13 protein-coding genes and 1 riboswitch are annotated in these 15,131 nt (G+C 62.3%); of the genes, 10 read left to right on the top strand and 3 right to left on the bottom strand.

Annotated features, from left to right (window positions below):
* Positions 1-17: 17 nt before the first annotated feature.
* Entirely contained in the window at positions 18-710 is a 693-nt protein-coding gene (gene ung / locus BSF44_RS20855) for a uracil-DNA glycosylase (RefSeq protein WP_008050720.1), read from the bottom strand.
* A gap of 132 nt (positions 711-842) precedes the next feature.
* Here ung and BSF44_RS20860 point away from each other — a divergent pair, with 132 nt between their 5' ends.
* Positions 843-1,955, top strand: coding sequence for an enoyl-CoA hydratase/isomerase family protein (locus tag BSF44_RS20860; protein WP_095945112.1), 1,113 nt, complete (start codon positions 843-845; stop codon positions 1,953-1,955).
* A 133-nt stretch (positions 1,956-2,088) separates the two neighbouring features.
* Here the strand turns inward: BSF44_RS20860 and BSF44_RS20865 are convergent, their stop codons facing one another.
* A complete protein-coding gene (locus tag BSF44_RS20865) occupies positions 2,089-2,544 on the bottom strand; it encodes a hypothetical protein (protein WP_095945113.1) in 456 nt (151 codons plus the stop codon).
* A 167-nt stretch (positions 2,545-2,711) separates the two neighbouring features.
* Positions 2,712-2,960, bottom strand: coding sequence for a hypothetical protein (locus BSF44_RS20870; RefSeq protein ID WP_095945114.1), 249 nt, complete (start codon positions 2,958-2,960; stop codon positions 2,712-2,714).
* Positions 2,961-3,239: 279 nt separating this feature from the next.
* A riboswitch (guanidine-I (ykkC/yxkD leader) is annotated at positions 3,240-3,340 on the top strand.
* Between the two features lie 60 nt (positions 3,341-3,400).
* Here BSF44_RS20870 and BSF44_RS20880 point away from each other — a divergent pair.
* The 9 genes from BSF44_RS20880 to BSF44_RS20920 all read left to right on the top strand — a co-directional run bounded on the left by BSF44_RS20880 (position 3,401) and on the right by BSF44_RS20920 (position 15,126).
* Complete coding sequence (locus BSF44_RS20880; RefSeq protein WP_095945115.1) at positions 3,401-4,468, top strand: putative urea ABC transporter substrate-binding protein; 1,068 nt, start codon at positions 3,401-3,403, stop codon at positions 4,466-4,468.
* 15 nt (positions 4,469-4,483) lie between these two features.
* Positions 4,484-5,299, top strand: a complete 816-nt coding sequence (locus BSF44_RS20885; protein ID WP_095945116.1) for an ABC transporter permease — start codon at positions 4,484-4,486, stop codon at positions 5,297-5,299.
* Positions 5,296-6,084, top strand: a complete 789-nt coding sequence (locus BSF44_RS20890) for an ABC transporter ATP-binding protein (RefSeq protein ID WP_095945117.1) — start codon at positions 5,296-5,298, stop codon at positions 6,082-6,084. The genes BSF44_RS20885 and BSF44_RS20890 overlap by 4 nt, the downstream gene beginning before the upstream one ends.
* 13 nt (positions 6,085-6,097) lie before the next feature.
* Positions 6,098-6,823: an urea amidolyase associated protein UAAP1 gene (locus BSF44_RS20895; protein WP_095945118.1), complete on the top strand. Its 726-nt coding sequence runs from the start codon at positions 6,098-6,100 to the stop codon at positions 6,821-6,823.
* A gap of 11 nt (positions 6,824-6,834) precedes the next feature.
* Entirely contained in the window at positions 6,835-7,476 is a 642-nt protein-coding gene (locus tag BSF44_RS20900; RefSeq protein ID WP_095945119.1) for an urea amidolyase associated protein UAAP2, read from the top strand.
* Positions 7,477-7,742: 266 nt separating this feature from the next.
* A complete protein-coding gene (uca, locus tag BSF44_RS20905) occupies positions 7,743-11,390 on the top strand; it encodes an urea carboxylase (RefSeq protein ID WP_095945120.1) in 3,648 nt (1,215 codons plus the stop codon).
* Between the two features lie 25 nt (positions 11,391-11,415).
* On the top strand, positions 11,416-13,194 hold the full coding sequence (gene atzF / locus BSF44_RS20910) for an allophanate hydrolase (RefSeq protein ID WP_095945121.1): 1,779 nt from the start codon (positions 11,416-11,418) through the stop codon (positions 13,192-13,194).
* A 233-nt stretch (positions 13,195-13,427) separates the two neighbouring features.
* Positions 13,428-14,921, top strand: coding sequence for a sensor domain-containing diguanylate cyclase (locus BSF44_RS20915; protein WP_095945122.1), 1,494 nt, complete (start codon positions 13,428-13,430; stop codon positions 14,919-14,921).
* Entirely contained in the window at positions 14,908-15,126 is a 219-nt protein-coding gene (locus BSF44_RS20920) for a cysteine-rich CWC family protein (RefSeq protein ID WP_095945123.1), read from the top strand. Before BSF44_RS20915 ends, BSF44_RS20920 begins: the two co-directional genes overlap by 14 nt.
* The last annotated feature ends 5 nt before the right edge of the window (positions 15,127-15,131 follow it).

The following is a 15,131-nucleotide window of genomic DNA, read 5'->3' on the forward strand; positions in this document are numbered from 1 at the left end:
CCTGCTGGCGATGCTTTTCAAACCGGCGGCAACCGCCACTCGATCGGCGTCTCGCCATTCTGCTCCAGAAACTTGTTGGTGCGGCTGAAGTGCCCGCAACCGAGAAAGCCGCGATAGGCCGACAGCGGTGACGGGTGCACCGAGGTCAGTACCAGATGCTTGGTCGCATCGATCAGCTTCTGCTTGCTCTGGGCATGAGCGCCCCACAGCATGAACACCAGATGCGGTTGCTGTTGGCTGACCACTTCAATGACCCGATCGGTGAAAAACTGCCAGCCCTTGTCCTTGTGCGCATTGGCGTTGGCGCGCTCGACGGTCATGGTGGTGTTGAGCATCAGCACGCCCTGATCGGCCCAGCTCTGCAGGTAGCCATGGTTGGGGATGTCGATGTTCAGGTCGCGCTTGAGTTCTTTGTAAATGTTCACCAGCGACGGCGGCGCCGGTACGCCCGGTTGCACCGAGAAGCACAAGCCATGGGCCTGGCCCGGGCCGTGATAAGGGTCCTGACCGAGGATCACCACCTTGACCTTGTCCAGCGGCGTGGAATTGAGCGCGTTGAAAATCATCGGCCCCGGCGGATAGATCTCCTTGCCCGCCGCCCGCTCCTGTTGCAGGAAGTTTCGCAACTCTGCCATGTAAGGCTGGTCGAATTCGGCACGCAGTGCCTCCTTCCAGCCCGGTTCGAGTTTGATACGGTCGTCAGCAGTCATGGTTACATCCGGCAAAAACAATGGGGCGAACCCTAGGAAAGCGCATCACGCTTGTCAATTGATCTGTCGCAGATCCGGCACTTTCCCACACAGCGATCATACTTAACCCTCAAATTCCCGATCGAGGTCACGATGAATCTGCACTTCGAAGAACTCACCGGCACCGACGGCGCACGCATCGGCATCGCCAGCCTGGATGCCGAAAAATCCCTGAACGCCCTGTCCCTGCCGATGATCAACGCCCTGCGCGACCGCATGGGAACCTGGGCCAAGGACCCGCAAATCGTCTGCGTCCTGTTGCGCGGCAACGGCGCCAAGGCCTTTTGCGCCGGCGGCGAAGTGCGCAGCCTGGTGGAGGCCTGTCGCGTCCATCCGGGTGAAGTACCGCCACTGGCCGCGCAGTTTTTTGCGGCGGAATATCGCCTGGACTTCAAACTCCATACCTACCCTAAACCGCTGATCTGCTGGGGCCATGGCTATGTGCTCGGCGGTGGCATGGGGCTGTTGCAAGGGGCAAGCACCCGTATCGTCACGCCGAGCAGCCGCTTGGCCATGCCCGAGATCAGCATCGGCCTGTACCCGGACGTCGGCGCCAGTTGGTTTCTGTCGCGCCTGCCTGGCAAGCTCGGGCTGTTCCTGGGCCTGACCGGCGCGCACATGAACGGCCGCGATGCCATCGACCTGGACCTGGCCGATCGTTTCCTGCTCGATGAGCAGCAGCCGCAATTGATCGAAGGCCTGTTGCAATTGAACTGGCAGGAACAGACACCGATGCAGCTCAACAGCCTGCTCAAGGCCTTGCAGCAGGAAGCCGTGGCGCAGATGCCCGAAGCCCAGTGGCTGCCGCGCCGACAGCAGATCGACGAGTTGCTGGATGTCAGCGACGTGCGTTGCGCCTGGAAGGCCATCAGCGCCTTGCGCGATCACACCGACCTGTTGCTGAGCCGTGCAGCCAGGACCCTGAGCGAAGGCGCGCCGCTGACCGCTCATCTGGTGTGGGAGCAGATCATCCGTGCCCGGCACCTGTCGCTGGCCGAAGTCTTCCAGATGGAATACACCCTGAGCCTCAACTGCTGTCGTCATCCGGAATTCAGCGAAGGCGTACGTGCCCGATTGATCGACAAGGACCAGAAACCGCACTGGCACTGGCCGGACATCAACAAAGTGCCGGACGCGGTGGTAGAAGCGCACTTTCACAAGGCGTGGGAAGGTCGGCATCCGTTGGCGGATTTGTCCGAATACTGAAGTCCAGGCATAAAAAATGTGGGAGCGAGCCTGCTCGCGATGAGGGCGTGTCAGTCGACGTTATTGCTGTCTGACACACCGCCTTCGCGAGCAGGCTCGCTCCCACAGGTTTTGTATTTATTCGGTTTAACGGTTAGCGGTGATTACTCCGCCCGCTGCGATAGCCGCGACCGTCGTGACCGCGATAGTCGTTGTTCCAGTTCCCGCGGTTACGGCCGTCCCAGTGATGGTTCTGATGCATGCGGTAGTCGCCCCGCGACGGCTGATAGTAACGAGGGGCCGACTGGTAATGGCGCGAGGGTTGATACATCCGCGGCTGCGAGTAATAGCGCGACGGTTGATAGATCCGCGGCTGTGAGTAATAGCGCGGTGTCGGCTGGTAGTAGCGCGCTGGAGGCACGTAATACCGGGGCGGCGGTGTGTAGTAACCGCCACCATTGTAGTAGTAGGAACTCCCCCCGGCGTAATGGGTTGGCGCCGGCGAGGTATAGGCCTCGGAACTGTAGTAACTGCCTCCTTCATCGTAATAAGGCACGCACCCACCAAGGGATAATCCCAACACAGCTAGCAGAAGTATTCGACAGAGCATGGCGGCCTCCTGGACCGCGGGTAAGCCACACCAACGACGCTGGCAGGCGACAGTCAAATGTTCGGTGACTGTCGAAATATCAGACACCGAATTCGGAATCTGGTGCGTCCTTGAAACACCTAGAAACATCTGACCGATGAAAGGTTTTTCATCCATTCACGCCCTGATCAACGGTGGCCACCGCGATGGCCACCGCCATGATGTCCACCGCCGTGGCCACGGTAGTAACCATGCCCACCGTAGTAATAAGAGCGATGGCCACCGTAATAACGTGGACCGTAGTAACCGTAGTAATAGGGCGAGTAGTAGCCGGGGTAGTAATAAGATCCCCCGTAGACGTCGGCAGGACCGGCGTAGTAGTAGCAGCCAGACAACCCAAGACCGAGTACTGCACCTAACAACAATCGACGTAACATGGCGGCCTCCGTAAAGACCTGCGACAGCAGTGACACCTTTTTTGACTGGCAATCCCCTGCCAAGTGCGACGTTGCATCCACCGTCTGATCAGCGGCGGACAGGTTCCAATGCGGTGCACCCGCGCACCATCACAAGGCAGCGCGCCTTTCCAACCAACACCGTCGACCTCCCTGGCCCCCACGCTAGAGCGCTCGGACCAACTTGGCACGTCTCTCGCTTTAGCGCACTTGTTCCAAAAAAAGTGCAGGCGTCACTACAGGTTCGCGGCACCACAATTTGCAATGGCTGACTAGGGTTCCGGCTCGCAATCGCGAGTGACTGGTCCGAGAGTTGGCGACCTCCAGTTGAGGTTACACGGCGGGACAAAAGCCCGGGAGACAAGCCACCGTTAGCGGTGCCGCTGCCGTCCTGTCCGTCCTTGATCAACTGGAGAACCACCATGTCTCAGCTTCGTTTACCCGCCCTGCTCGCCGCTACGTTCGCCGCCCTCGTGAGCTTCTCGTCCCAGGCCGCCCAGAAAGACCACTTCAGCGTGTGCTGGACGATCTACGCCGGCTGGATGCCGTGGGAATATGCCGGCAGCCAGGGCATCGTCGACAAATGGGCAAAAAAGTACGGCATCAAAATTGATGTGGTGCAGCTCAATGACTACGTCGAATCCATCAACCAATACACCGCCGGCCAGTTCGACGGCTGCACCATGACCAACATGGACGCGCTGACCATTCCGGCCGCCGGCGGCGTCGACAGTACCGCGCTGATCGTCAGCGATTTCTCCAACGGCAACGACGGCATCGTGCTCAAGGGCGAAGGCAGGAAAGTCACCGACCTCAAGGGCATGGACGTCAACCTCGTGGAGCTCTCTGTCTCCCACTACCTGCTGGCCCGGGCCCTGGATTCGGTGGACCTCACCGAGAAAGACCTGAAAGTGGTCAATACCTCCGACGCCGATATCTCGGCCGCCTTCAACACCGATCAGGTCAACGCCGTCACCACCTGGAACCCGATGCTCTCGGACATCAAGGCCAAGCCCGCGGTGACCGAGGTGTTCAACTCCAGCCAGATCCCCGGTGAAATCATGGACATGATGGTGGTCAACTCCCAGACCCTCAAAGACAACCCGGCCCTCGGCAAGGCACTGACCGGCGCCTGGTTCGAAGTGGTCGAGTTGATGAGCGCGAAAAACGCCGCCAGCAAAGCCGCCCTGGAGCACATGGCCAAGGCCTCCGGCACTGACCTGGCGGGTTTTCAGGCGCAACTGGACACCACCAGATTGTTCGCCACCCCGAAAGAAGCCCTGGCGTTCAGCACCAGCAAGCAACTGCCGGAAACCATGCGCAAGGTCGCCGAGTTCTCCTTCCAGCACGGCTTGCTGGGTGAAGGCGCCAAGGACACCAGCGCGGTCGGCATGGCCTTCGCCAACGGCGTGACCAGCGGCGACAAGGGCAACCTCAAACTGCGCTTCGACCCGAGTTACGTGCAGATGGCCGCCGACGCCAAGCTGTAATCAGGAGACCTGGCCATGCGCCTGATCAACCGTCACCCGGACCGCCCGAGTCGCCTGTTGCTGGTGATCCTGCCGTTCGCCCTGGTGCTGTTCGCCTACTTCATGGGCTCGGCCGAGCGACTGGCGGACAACCCCAACGACAAGCTGCTGCCCAGCGCCGTGCAGATGACCGATGCAGTGAAACGCCTGGCCTTCGTCGCCGACAGCCGCACCGGCGAATACCTGCTCTGGCAGGACACGGCATCCAGCCTGCGGCGTCTGGCCATCGGCCTGGGCATCAGCGCCCTGGCCGGGCTGTGCCTGGGGATCGCCGCCGGTACCCTGCCGCTGTTCGGTGCGCCGCTGTCACCCTTGCTGACCGTGCTGTCGATGGTGCCACCGCTGGCGATCCTGCCGATTCTGTTCATCGTCTTCGGTCTGGGTGAGTTGTCGAAAGTGATGCTGATCGTGATCGGCATCACCCCGGCCCTGGCCCGGGACCTGGAACAGCGCGCCCGGGAAATTCCCGTGGAACTGCTGATCAAGGCCCAGACCCTCGGCGCGTCTACCTGGACCCTGATGCTGCGGGTGGTGTTGCCGCAACTGCTGCCACGACTGCTGATTTCGCTGCGACTGATGCTCGGCTCGGCGTGGCTGTTCCTGATTGCCGCCGAAGCCATCGCCTCCACCGACGGCCTCGGCTACCGGATTTTCCTGGTGCGCCGCTACCTGGCGATGGACGTGATTTTGCCCTACGTGGTGTGGATCACCTTGCTCGCCTGGCTGATGGATTGGGGGCTCAAGCAACTGACCCGCCACGCATTCCCTTGGTATGAAGGTGCGGCCAAATGAGCTTCATCACGGTGAAAAACGTCTGGCAGCAATACGCCGATCAAGTGGTACTCGAAGGCCTCAACCTGAACGTCAACGAAGGTGAGTTCTGCACCCTCGTGGGGGCTTCCGGTTGCGGTAAATCGACCTTCCTTCGCCTGCTGCTCGGCCAGGAACGCGCCAGTCGCGGCGAGATCCTGCTTGACGGTCAGCCCTTGGCCGGCGAGCCGGACGCCAGCCGTGGCGTGGTGTTCCAGCGCTACTCGGTGTTCCCCCATCTCAGCGTGCTGGACAACGTCGCCCTCGGCCTTGAACTGCCCCGCTCGCCGCTACTCGGACGTCTGTTCGGCAGCGCGAAAAAAGAGGCCCGCGAACAGGCTTCGGTGCTGCTGCACAAAGTCGGCCTTGGCCACTCGCTGGACAAGTACCCGGCAAAGCTCTCCGGCGGCATGCAACAACGGCTGGCCATCGCCCAGGCGCTGATCATGAAGCCGCGGGTGTTGCTGCTCGACGAACCGTTCGGCGCCCTCGACCCGGGCATCCGCAAAGACATGCACGCCTTGCTCCTGGAGCTGTGGCGCGAGACCCGACTGACGGTGTTCATGGTCACCCATGACCTGTCCGAAGGCTTCAGCCTCGGCACACGCCTGCTGGTGTTCGACAAGGTCCGCCTCGACCCGCATGCGCCCGGCCGCTATGGCGCACGCATCACCTACGACATCCCTTTGAACAGCGACCGCCGCACCCACCGTGCCGCCGTCGATGCCTTGCCGGCTCCTTTGGCGGGCACGCTTCGTATCGCTTAGAGGAATTTTGCAAATGACTGATTCGACCCGACTGTTCCCGCCCTTCGCCGAAGAAATGCTCCCCGGCGGCGGCCATCGTTCCTTCGTCTTGAAACGCGGACAACTGCTGCGCCTGACCGACCTGCGTGGCGGCGCCAACGTCAGCCTGACATTACTCAACGCCAATGAAAAAACCGAACGCCTGAACCTGCCCGACAGCCTCAAATGCCAACACACCACCAAGCTCACCGCAGGCCACTGCCTGTACTCGGACATGGGCCGCGTGCTGGCTGCCATCACCGCCGACACCTGCGGCTGGAGCGACAGCCTGGGTGGCGTGCTCTGCGCTGAAGAAGTGGCGCAAAAGTACGGCGCGGGCCGCTATCAGGAACTGCGCAACGGCTTCTTCCGCAACGGCACCGACAACCTGTTGGTGGAGCTGGGCAAGTGGGGGCTGGGCCTGTCCGATCTGCTGATGACCCTCAACCTGTTCAGCCGCGTGAGCGTCGATGACGCCGGGCGCTTCCATTTCGTCGAGGGCAATTCCAAGGCTGGCGACTACATCGAGTTGTACGCGCCGATGGACACCCTGGTGGTGCTCACCGCCCTGCAGCACCCGATGGATCCGTCGCCGGAATATGCACCGAAACCGCTGAAGCTCAGCTGGATGAACGCCGACGCCAGCGTCGCCGAACACTGCCGCACCTCGCGCCCGGAAAACGAGCGCGGCTTCATCAACACCGACCGTTTGTTTGTCTGAGGATCGCTGCCATGTCACCCGCAATCGCCATCGCTCCACAGTCGCCTGAAACGGCCGTCTACCGCGCCACCATCGCCGCCGGCGAACCCTGGCTGATGGAGGTCAAGGCCGGACAGACCCTGCGCATCCTCGACCTTGAGGGCAACCAGGCTGTCGACACCTTGTTCTACAGCGTCGCCAATCCCAGGGAGCGCTACGACGTGCAGCGCACCCTGCGTCGGCAGAACAGCGTGTACCTGAGCACCGGCAGCGTGCTCTATTCCAACCTCGGCAAGCCGATGCTGACCATCGTCGCCGACACTTGCGGGCGTCACGACACCCTGGGCGGCGCCTGTGCGCAAGAGAGCAACACCGTGCGCTACGCCCTGGAAAAACGCTACATGCACAGCTGCCGCGACAACTACCTGCGCGCCTGTGCTCACGATGGTCGACTGGGCAAGGGCGACATCGGGCCGAACATCAACTTCTTCATGAACGTACCGGTCACCGCCGACGGCGGCCTGACCTTCGAAGACGGCATCTCCGCACCGGGCAAGTACGTCGACCTACGGGCCGAGATGGACGTGATCGTATTGATTTCCAACTGCCCGCAACTGAACAACCCCTGCAACGCCTACAACCCCACCCCTGCGGAGTTGCTGGTATGGAATTGAAATTCCCGAGACTGCGCCGCTGGTTGTTTGTCTTGTGCCAGGCACGTTCCGGGCAGTGCTTCAAACCGTCCAAACACCACTAAACCCTGTGGGAGCGAGCCTGCTCGCGATGGCGTCAGCACCTTCACCACTTGTGTTGGCTGACCCACCGCTATCGCGAGCAGGCTCGCTCCCACAGTGATCTGCGTTGATGTTGCCGTCGGGGACGACCCCGGTGCCTTTCGAAAAACTGCGGGACGGCCCGCATCCCCATCAGGGGTTATGCCATGTTCGAAAAAGTCCTGATTGCCAACCGTGGCGCCATTGCCTGTCGCATCCTGCGGACCCTGCGTGAACTGCAAGTGCAGGGCGTTGCCGTGTACTCCGAAGCCGATGCCGCCAGCCTGCACATCCTGCAAGCCGATGAGGCCCACTGCCTCGGTGAGGGTGCAGCGGCTGGAACTTACCTGGCGGTCGACAAGATCCTCGCCATCGCCAAGTCCACCGGCACCACCGCGATCCATCCCGGCTACGGCTTTCTTTCGGAAAATGCCGCGTTCGCCGAAGCCTGCGAGGCCGTCAACATTGCCTTCATCGGCCCAACGCCGGAACAACTGCGGGTGTTCGGCCTCAAGCACACCGCACGCGCCCTGGCCAGACAACACGGCGTGCCGATGCTCGAAGGCACCGAACTGCTCGACAGCCTCGATGCCGCGCTGCTGGCCGGTGAACAGGTTGGCTACCCGGTGATGCTCAAGAGCACGGCTGGCGGTGGCGGGATCGGCATGCGCGTGTGCCGTAGCGCGGCCGAGTTGAGCGAATCCTTCGAAGCGGTCAAGCGCCTGGGCCAGAACAATTTCAGCGACGCCGGGGTGTTCATCGAGAAGTACATCCAGCGCGCCCGCCACCTGGAAGTGCAGGTGTTCGGCGACGGTCGTGGCGAGGTGATCGCCCTCGGCGTACGCGATTGCTCGGTGCAACGTCGCAACCAGAAAGTCCTCGAAGAAACCCCAGCGCCGAACCTGCCCGACGGCATGGCCGAGGCGCTGTGCGCGGCGGCCATCAAACTGGCCAAGGCAGTGAACTACCGCAGCGCCGGCACCGTGGAGTTTGTGTTCGACAGTGAGGCCCGGCGTTTCTATTTTCTGGAAGTAAACACCCGATTGCAGGTGGAGCACGGCGTCACCGAACAGGTTTGGGGTGTCGACCTGGTGCGCTGGATGGTGCAACTGGCGGCCGGCGACCTGCCGCCCCTGAGCGATCTGGTACAGGGTTTGAAACCGGTGGGCCATGCGATTCAGGCGCGTTTGTATGCCGAAGATCCGGGGCGGGATTTTCAACCGAGCCCAGGCTTGCTCACCGCCGTGGATTTCCCCGTGGCCAATGGCATTGAACTGCGTATCGACACCTGGGTCGAGGCTGGCTGCGAGATCCCGCCCTACTTCGACCCGATGATCGCCAAGGTCATCAGTTGGGCGCCGACTCGCGAGGAGGCCGCTGCGGATCTGCATCAGGCGCTGGGGGCCAGCCTGCTCTATGGCGTGGAAACCAACCGCGATTACCTGCGACAGATTCTGCTCGATGCGCCTTTCGCCAGCGGCCAGCCGTGGACCCGTTGCCTGGAAGGCCTGGTCTATCAGGCCAATACGTTCGAGGTGCTCAGCGCCGGCACCCAGACCAGCGTTCAGGATTATCCCGGCCGTCTCGGTTACTGGGCGGTCGGCGTGCCGCCATCGGGGCCGATGGACAGTCGGGCGTTGCGTCTGGGTAACCGTTTGCTGGGCAATGACGAAGGCGCGGCGGCGCTGGAAATCACCATGAGCGGGCCGTTGCTGCGCTTCAATTGCGAGGCGGTGGTGGCGGTGACCGGCGCGGTGATTCCATTGCTGCTCAACGGTGAAAGCGTACCGATGAGCACGGCACTACTGATTCCAGCGGGCGCGACGTTGAGCCTTGGCACCATCGCAGGCACAGGTGCACGCAGCTATCTGTGCCTGCGTGGCGGCCTGCAAGTACCGGATTATCTGGGCAGCAAAAGCACCTTTACCCTCGGCCAGTTTGGTGGTCACGGTGGCCGCGCGTTGCGCGCCGGTGATGTGTTGCACCTGCCAGCCCTCAATGACCGCTGTGCCGGTCAGCAGCTGGCTGAAGAACAGCTCACCGAGTTGTCGGCGATTCGGCAGATCCGGGTGATCTACGGCCCCCACGGTGCGCCGGAATACTTCACGCGAAACTACATTGGCACCTTCTTCGCCACACAGTGGGAAGTGCACTTCAACTCCAGCCGCACCGGCGTTCGCCTGATCGGACCGAAGCCTGAGTGGGTGCGTGCCGACGGTGGTGAAGCCGGTTTGCATCCGTCGAACATCCACGACAATCCGTATGCGATCGGTGCGGTGGATTTTACCGGTGACATGCCGGTCATCCTCGGCCCGGATGGCCCGAGCCTCGGCGGGTTCGTGTGCCCGGTGACGGTGATCGAGGCGGATCTTTGGCAACTGGGGCAGCTCAAGGCCGGGGACAAGGTGCAGTTCCTGCCGGTCGATATCAAAACTGCCCGAGCCCTCGCCTTGAAATGGAATCCCTCCTGTAGGAGTGAGCCTGCTCGCGATGACGGCATCACCTCCGACATCTCTGTGACTGAAACACCGCAATCGCGAGCAGGCTCACTCCTACAGGGGATTGTGTCGCCTGTTGTGTTGGATTTGGGTCAGGACAATACGCGGTTGGTGGCGCGCCTGTCCGGCGACACCCACCTGCTGCTGGAAATCGGCGCCCCGGAACTGGACCTGGTCCTGCGCTTCCGCGCCCACGCCCTGATGCAGGCGCTGGAAAGCAAAGACCTGCACGGCGTGATAGACCTCACCCCCGGCATCCGCTCACTGCAAATCCACTATCAGCCCGAGCAACTGCCGCTGTCCGACCTGCTCGGCATCGTCGCCGGCGAATGGGACGCCGTGTGCGCCGCCAAGGACCTGCAAGTGCCCTCGCGCATCGTGCATCTGCCCCTTTCCTGGGACGACCCGGCGTGCCGGTTGGCCATCGAGAAATACATGACCACGGTGCGCAAGGACGCGCCGTGGTGCCCGAGCAACCTGGAGTTCATCCGCCGCATCAACGACCTGCCGAACCTCGATGAAGTGCAGCGCACGGTGTTCGACGCCAGTTACCTGGTGATGGGCCTGGGCGACGTCTACCTCGGCGCACCGGTCGCCACCCCGCTCGACCCGCGCCATCGCCTGGTGACCACCAAGTACAACCCGGCGCGCACCTGGACCGCGGAAAACTCCGTGGGCATCGGTGGCGCCTACATGTGCGTCTACGGCATGGAAGGCCCCGGCGGCTATCAGTTTGTCGGGCGCACCTTGCAGATGTGGAACCGCTACCGCGAAGTCGCCGCGTTCGATGGCAAACCCTGGTTGCTGCGGTTTTTCGACCAGATCCGTTTCTACCCGGTCAGCGCCGATGAACTGCTGCGCATCCGCCGGGATTTCCCCCTCGGGCGCTTCGACCTGAACATCGAGCACAGTCAGTTGAACCTGGCGCAATACCAGGCGTTCCTGGCCCGGGAAGCCGAGACCATCGACGCGTTTCGCGAGCAGCAAAAAGGCGCATTCAACGCCGAGCGCGAACGCTGGATCGCCAGTGGCCAGGCGCATTTCGACAGTGAAGAACTGGCCCCGGAGGCGACCGAAGATGCACCGCTGACCAGCGGTCAGCAAAGCGTCGACAGCCACATCGCCGGCAACCTCTGGCAGGTTCAGGTCGAGACCGGTAGCCGTGTCGAGGCCGGTGACGTGCTGGTGATCCTGGAGTCGATGAAGATGGAAATCCCCCTGCTCGCGCCAATGGCCGGCGTGGTACGCGAGATTCGCGTGCAACCGGGTTCGGCGGTGCGCGCCGGGCAGCGCGTTGTGGTGCTGGAACTTGACTGAACCCATGTTGAAAAGGACTATCGCCATGAACATCGATCTGCAACTCGACACCCTGCGCGGCGCTTATCGCGACGGCCGCATCACGCCACGGCAATTGCTGCTGCAACTGCGGGACAAAGCCGCCGCGCTGAACCCGGACTATCACCTGTTCATCCACTTGCTCAGTGTCGATGAACTGGAGCCTTACCTCGCCGCCCTCGACGATCGCGATCTCGCTAGCCTGCCGCTGTATGGCGTGCCGTTCGCGATCAAGGACAACATCGACCTGGCGGGCATTCCGACCACGGCGGCGTGCCCGGCATTCGCCTACGTGCCGGAGCGTTCGGCGACCATCGTCGAACAATTGCTGGCCCTTGGTGCGATTCCGTTGGGCAAGACCAATCTCGACCAGTTCGCCACGGGGCTCAACGGCAGCCGCTCACCGTATGGCGCGTGCCCCAACAGCGTGTTGCCGGAGTATCCGTCGGGCGGCTCCAGCGCCGGATCATCGCTGGCGGTGGCGCTCGGGGTCGCGAGTTTTGCGCTGGGCACAGACACCGCCGGCTCAGGGCGTGTGCCGGCGGCGTTGAACAATCTGGTCGGCATGAAGGCCACCAAGGGCCTGATCTCGACGGCTGGCGTGGTTCCGGCCTGTCGTACGCTGGATTGCGTCACCACCTTCACCGCCACGGCGCGGGAAGCCAGTCAGTTGCTGGCGCTCACCGCACGCCTCGACCCTCGGGACGAATACAGCCGCAGCAACCCCCTGTGGAACGACGGTTCGGCGTTCGGTACACCGCGCCCCTTCCGTTTCGGCGTACCCCGTGCACAGGACCTGCAATTCTTCGGTTGCCCTGAGGGTCCGCTGTTGTTCGGTGATGCCATCGACCGCCTCAAGGCCCTGGGTGGCGAAGCGGTGGAACTGGACCTGTCGCCGTTTCTGGAGGCCGCACGCTTGCTCTATGAGGGTCCGTGGGTGGCCGAACGCTACAGCGTGGCCGGGAAGTTGATGGCGCAAAATCCCGAGGCCGTGTTGCCGGTGATTCGCGCCGTGTTGGCCAAGGCACCCGCCGTCGATGGCGTGCAAACCTTCCGCGCCCAATACCGGCTGCAAGCGCTCAAAGCCCTGTGCGACACAGCTCTGGAAGGCCTGGATTGCGTCGTCACGCCGACCATCGGCCGCCCGGTGACGCTGGCGCAGCTCGAGGCCGAACCGGTGCTGCGCAATTCGGAACTGGGCTACTACACCAACTTCATGAACCTGCTCGACTACGCCGCCGTCGCCGTGCCCAGCGCGTTCATGGACAACGGCATGCCCTGGGGGGTGACGCTGTTTGGCCGGGCCTTTACCGATCAGTACCTGTTGAGCGTGGCGGATACCCTGCAGCGTCAGCAAGGCCTGGTCGCGCCTGCACCGACGACGGTTGCCCGCCATGATCGGGCGCGGCTGGTGGTCTGTGGTGCACACCTGGACGGGTTGGCGTTGAACTGGCAACTCAAGCAGCGCGGGGCCCGTTTGGTGGAAACGACATTCAGCTCGCCGGATTATCAACTCCATGCCCTGGCCGGCGGCCCGCCGTTTCGTCCGGGCATGGTCCGCGTGAAGGACGGCGGCGTGGCGATTGCGGTGGAGATCTGGGAGTTGCCGAGCAGCGAGTTGGGTTCATTCCTGACCGGAATCCCGGCGCCACTGGGGTTGGGCAAGGTGCAACTGTCGGACGGTCGCTGGGAGAGCGGGTTTATCTGTGAGGCGTATGGGCTGGAGGGCGCGGTGAACATCAGCCATTTGGGCGGGTGGCGGATGTATCTGAAATCACTGGGCTAAGCACCAGACGCCCATGCAACACCAAACCCTGTGGGAGCGAGCCTGCTCGCGATAGCGTCAGCACATTCACGATTGATGTGACTGACACACCTATATCGCGAGCAAGCTCCCCACAAGGAGCACCTGCAACCTCCGTGGAACATGGGAACGACCATTCGCCGCGCACATGGAGCAGTTATTTCTCCGCTGTGCCATTAGAATGCAACCATCGGATGACTGCCAATGGAACTGCCATGCCGCTTCGCTCGCCGCTGTACTCTCAACGTTCGTTGGTGCTCACGCTGGTCGCGTTGCTGGGCGCAGGTTTCCTCGCCACCTCCTTCCTCAGTTACTACGCCTCCCGGGCTTCGATCCGCGACAACATCGTCAACACCGAGTTGCCACTGACATCGGACACGGTCTACTCGGAAATCCAGAAAGACCTCGTCAGGCCGATCCTGATTTCCTCGATGATGGCCCGCGACACCTTCATGCGCGACTGGGTGGTCAATGGTGAAAAGGATTCCGACCAGATGACCCGCTACCTCAACGAGGTCATGACCCACTACGGCGCCTACACCGCGTTCTTCGTCTCCAACACCAGCCTGACCTACTACCACGCCAAGGGCGTGCTCAAACAGGTCAAGACCACCGAGCCCCGCGACGCCTGGTACTTTCGCGTGAGGGACATGAAGGATCCGTACGAGATCAACGTCGACCCGGACCTCGCCAACAAGGACAACCTGACCTTCTTCATCAACTACAAGGTCTACGACTACAACAGCCGATTCATCGGCGCGGCCGGGGTTGGTCTGACCGTCGACGCCGTGATCAAGCTGATCGACAAGTACCAGCAGCGCTATCAACGCAGTGTGTATTTCGTCGACAACTTCGGGCGCCTGGTGCTCACCGGCGCCGAAGGGGGTCCGCAGGGTGCGCACATCGGGCAGAAACTCAGCGAACTCGACAGCATGAAAGACCTGGTCAGCCGGCTGCCCAAACCCCACAGCGGCAGCTATGAATATTCCGTGCAGGGCCAGGGGCATTTCCTCAACGTGCGGTTTATCCCGGAGCTGAACTGGTACCTGTTCGTCGACAAACGCGAAGACAGCGCCCTTGGTGAAATCCGCCACTCGCTGTACCTCAACCTGCTGATCTGTCTGCTGGTGACCTTGATTGTGCTGGCCCTGCTCAACCGGGTGATCAAGCGCTATCAGGACAAGATCCAGGCCCAGGCCATCCTCGACAGCCTGACCGAACTGCCCAACCGTCGTGGCTTCGACCTGCTGGCCGCGCAAGCCATGCACGAAGCCCGGCGCGAGCCCAAGCCGCTGACCGCTTTGCTGTTGGACCTCGACCACTTCAAGGCGCTGAACGACACCTACGGCCACCTGGCCGGCGACCAGGTACTGATCGGTTTCGCCCGGGACCTGGAAAGTTGCCTGCGGCACTCCGACATCGTCTGCCGCTGGGGCGGTGAAGAGTTCATCGTGCTGCTCAAGGACACTGACGGTAAGACCGCTCTGATGATTGCCGAGAAAATTCGTCAGCATGTGGAACAACAGCGCTATGCCTACAACGACAAGACCTTGCAACTGACGGTGAGCATCGGACTCACCACCCTGCAGCCCGATGACACCTTGCACAGCCTGCTGTCACGGGCGGATCATGCGATGTATCGGGCCAAGCAAAGTGGCCGCAACCGAACCTGCATGGAAATGTCTCACTCCAGCTATGAACCAGCCTGACCTCTGCCCCGCCTGCGGCGCCCCCAACGACTGCACCCTGGCCGATCCGCGAACCGCTGACCGCGCCTGCTGGTGCTACGGCGTCAGCATCGACCCGGCCGTGCTCCAGGCGCTGCCGGCGGAACTGCGCGACGCCTCGTGCCTGTGCCCGCGCTGCGCCGAGGTCGAGGCGCAGTTGCAAGCAGCGTCCGAGTCGATCAAGTAAGATGC

Origin of the sequence: Pseudomonas sp. ACN8, from assembly GCF_002303925.1 — a bacterium.
Classification (GTDB): domain Bacteria; phylum Pseudomonadota; class Gammaproteobacteria; order Pseudomonadales; family Pseudomonadaceae; genus Aquipseudomonas.

Excerpts from the sequence above, each read along its gene's own strand:
- ung (WP_008050720.1), bottom strand. The coding sequence starts at position 710 with ATGACTGCTGACGACCGTATCAAACTCGAACCGGGCTGGAAGGAGGCA.
- BSF44_RS20860 (WP_095945112.1), top strand. The coding sequence starts at position 843 with ATGAATCTGCACTTCGAAGAACTCACCGGCACCGACGGCGCACGCATC.
- BSF44_RS20865 (WP_095945113.1), bottom strand. The coding sequence starts at position 2,544 with ATGCTCTGTCGAATACTTCTGCTAGCTGTGTTGGGATTATCCCTTGGT.
- BSF44_RS20870 (WP_095945114.1), bottom strand. The coding sequence starts at position 2,960 with ATGTTACGTCGATTGTTGTTAGGTGCAGTACTCGGTCTTGGGTTGTCT.
- BSF44_RS20880 (WP_095945115.1), top strand. The coding sequence starts at position 3,401 with ATGTCTCAGCTTCGTTTACCCGCCCTGCTCGCCGCTACGTTCGCCGCC.
- BSF44_RS20885 (WP_095945116.1), top strand. The coding sequence starts at position 4,484 with ATGCGCCTGATCAACCGTCACCCGGACCGCCCGAGTCGCCTGTTGCTG.
- BSF44_RS20890 (WP_095945117.1), top strand. The coding sequence starts at position 5,296 with ATGAGCTTCATCACGGTGAAAAACGTCTGGCAGCAATACGCCGATCAA.
- BSF44_RS20895 (WP_095945118.1), top strand. The coding sequence starts at position 6,098 with ATGACTGATTCGACCCGACTGTTCCCGCCCTTCGCCGAAGAAATGCTC.
- BSF44_RS20900 (WP_095945119.1), top strand. The coding sequence starts at position 6,835 with ATGTCACCCGCAATCGCCATCGCTCCACAGTCGCCTGAAACGGCCGTC.
- uca (WP_095945120.1), top strand. The coding sequence starts at position 7,743 with ATGTTCGAAAAAGTCCTGATTGCCAACCGTGGCGCCATTGCCTGTCGC.
- atzF (WP_095945121.1), top strand. The coding sequence starts at position 11,416 with ATGAACATCGATCTGCAACTCGACACCCTGCGCGGCGCTTATCGCGAC.
- BSF44_RS20915 (WP_095945122.1), top strand. The coding sequence starts at position 13,428 with ATGCCGCTTCGCTCGCCGCTGTACTCTCAACGTTCGTTGGTGCTCACG.
- BSF44_RS20920 (WP_095945123.1), top strand. The coding sequence starts at position 14,908 with ATGAACCAGCCTGACCTCTGCCCCGCCTGCGGCGCCCCCAACGACTGC.